The sequence below is a fragment of the Caldicoprobacter guelmensis genome (genome assembly GCF_016908415.1).
Lineage (GTDB): Bacteria > Bacillota > Clostridia > Caldicoprobacterales > Caldicoprobacteraceae > Caldicoprobacter > Caldicoprobacter guelmensis.
Genome location: NZ_JAFBDW010000017.1, coordinates 1 through 3077 on the forward strand (window position 1 = coordinate 1; position 3077 = coordinate 3077).

Annotated in this window: 1 rRNA gene; it reads right to left on the reverse strand. The window is 56.5% G+C overall.

The features are described 5' to 3' along the window. Window positions 1–70: 70 nt before the first annotated feature. Window positions 71–3004 (reverse strand): 23S ribosomal RNA (locus JOD02_RS11365). Between the last annotated feature and the right edge of the window lie 73 nt (window positions 3005–3077).

Here is a 3077-nt window from a genome sequence, read left to right on the forward strand (position 1 = left end):
CTATCCTACCCTCAAAGGGACCTCCTTTATCCCCTTCTTGCACCCTCAAAACTGCACAATGCAGGTCCTATCGGTCAAGCCCTCGGCCTATTAGTATCCGTCAGCTAAGTGCATTGCTGCACTTACACCCCGGACCTATCTACCTCGTATTCTTCAAGGGGCCTTACTCCGCTTTCCGGATGGGAAATCTTATCTTGGGGTGGGCTTCACGCTTAGATGCCTTCAGCGTTTATCCCTTCCGTACTTAGCTACCCAGCTGTGCCACTGGCGTGACAACTGGTTCACCAGCGGTACGTCCATCCCGGTCCTCTCGTACTAGGGACGGCTCCCCTCAAATTTCCTGCGCCCGCGACGGATAGGGACCGAACTGTCTCACGACGTTCTGAACCCAGCTCACGTGCCGCTTTAATGGGCGAACAGCCCAACCCTTGGGACCTGCTCCAGCCCCAGGATGCGACGAGCCGACATCGAGGTGCCAAACCTCCCCGTCGATGTGGACTCTTGGGGGAGATCAGCCTGTTATCCCCGAGGTAGCTTTTATCCGTTGAGCGACGGCTCTCCCACTTGATACCGCCGGATCACTAAGCCCGACTTTCGTCCCTGCTCGAGGTGTCCCTCTCACAGTCAGGCCCCCTTCTGCCTTTGCACTCACCAGATGGTTCCCAACCATCCTGAGAGGACCTTTGGGCACCTCCGTTACCCTTTAGGAGGTGACCGCCCCAGTCAAACTGCCCACCTGACACTGTCCCGCAGCCGGTTCAACGGCCTGCAGTTAGAACCCCGGCACTGAAAGGGTGGTATCCCACCGACGGCTCCACATACACTGGCGTGTATGCTTCCCTGCCTCCCACCTATCCTGTACATCCAATGCCAAAGTCCAATATCAGGCTACAGTAAAGCTCTACGGGGTCTTTCCGTCCAGTCGCGGGTAACCAGCATCTTCACTGGTACTACAATTTCGCCGGGTCCCTTGTCGAGACAGCGCCCAAGTCGTTACGCCTTTCGTGCGGGTCGGAACTTACCCGACAAGGAATTTCGCTACCTTAGGACCGTTATAGTTACGGCCGCCGTTCACTGGGGCTTCGGTTCAGAGCTTCACGCCTCTCCGACGCTAACCCTTCCCCTTAACCTTCCAGCACTGGGCAGGCGTCAGCCCCTATACTTCCTCTTACGAGTTAGCAGAGACCTGTGTTTTTGTTAAACAGTCGCTTGGGCCTGTTCTCTGCGACCCACCCTACAAGGTGGGCACCCCTTCTCCCGAAGTTACGGGGTCAGTTTGCCGAGTTCCTTGACAAGGGTTCTCCCGCTCGTCTTAGGATCCTCTCCTCGCCTACCTGTGTCGGTTTGCGGTACGGGCACCTGCACCCTCGATAGCAGCTTTTCTCGTCAGTGTGAGCTCAGCAGCTTCCCTACTTAATCTTCGGTCCCCTTAACGGCTCAGCATTACCGGCAAGTGGTACTTCACTCACTTGCCTGCCTCGCCGCTTGGACGAGCTCTACCACCAGCTCGCTCTGCCTGCCCTCCTGCGTCCCTGCTTCTCTCAATCGGGTACAGGTGGTATCGGATTCTCAACCGATTACCCATCGCCTACGGCTTTCGCCCTCAGCTTAGGTCCCGACTTACCCTGAGTGGACGAACCTTCCTCAGGAACCCTTAGGCTTCCGACGGGGTGGATTCTCACCACCCTCTCGCTACTTATGCCGGCATTCTCTCTCGTATACAGTCCACCCTGCCTTACGGTCAGGCTTCTGCCCAGTATACGATGCTCCCCTACCGCTCTGCTTACCGCAGAACCCACGGCTTCGGTGTCAGGTTTTAGCCCCGTACATTTTCGGCGCAGAACCGCTCGACCAGTGAGCTATTACGCACTCTTTAAATGTATGGCTGCTTCTAAGCCAACATCCTGGTTGTCTTCGCAGTCCCACATCCTTTTCCACTTAACCTGAACTTTGGGACCTTAGCCGGTGATCTGGGCTGTTCCCCTCTCGACCACGAAACTTATCTCCCGTAGTCTGACTCCCAAGGAACAAACCGTGGCATTCGGAGTTTGATAAGGTTCGGTAGGCTTTTGGCCCCCTACCCCAGTCAGTGCTCTACCTCCACGGCTCTTACCCCTTGAGGCTAGCCCTAAAGCTATTTCGGGGAGAACCAGCTATCTCCAGGTTCGATTGGCATTTCACCCCTATCCACAGGTCATCCCCTGGTTTTTCAACACCAGTGGGTTCGGGCCTCCACGAGATCTTACTCCCGCTTCACCCTGCCCATGGATAGATCACCTGGTTTCGGGTCTACAGCAGCATACTTACACGCCCTATTCGGACTCGGTTTCCCTCCGGCTCCGGACCTCCAAAGCCCTTAACCTCGCATGCCACTGTAACTCGCCGGCCCGTTCTACAAAAAGTACGCGGTCGCGCATCTCGCGCTCCCACTGCTTGTAGACACAGGGTTTCAGGTACTATTTCACTCCCCTCCCGGGGTGCTTTTCACCTTTCCCTCACGGTACTACTCCACTATCGGTCACCAGGGAGTATTTAGCCTTGGGAGGTGGTCCTCCCCGCTTCCCACAGGATTCCTCGTGTCCCGTGGTACTCTGGATCCCAGCCACAACACCTCCAGCTTTCGCCTACAGGGCTCTCACCTTCTCTGGCCCACCTTTCCAGGTGGTTCGGCTAGCCTTCAGTGCCATATACGGCCGGTCCTCAACCCCACACCAGCATAAACTGGTGCGGTTTGGGCTCCTCCCCTTTCGCTCGCCGCTACTCAGGGAATCGATTCTTTCTTTCTTTTCCTCCGGGTACTAAGATGTTTCAGTTCCCCGGGTTCCCCTCCATACCCTATGTGTTCAGGTATGGATACCTGGCCTTACCGCCAGGTGGGTTCCCCCATTCGGAAATCTGCGGGTCAACGCCTGCTTGCGGCTCACCGCAGCTTTTCGCAGCTTGCCACGTCCTTCTTCGGCTCCTGGTGCCAAGGCATCCACCCTGTGCCCTTCCTAGCTTGACCTTACGCGAAATTGTAGCCAGTGCCCCCTACAGCACCGCTACTTCCACCCGCATTGTGCAGTTTTCAAGGTGCA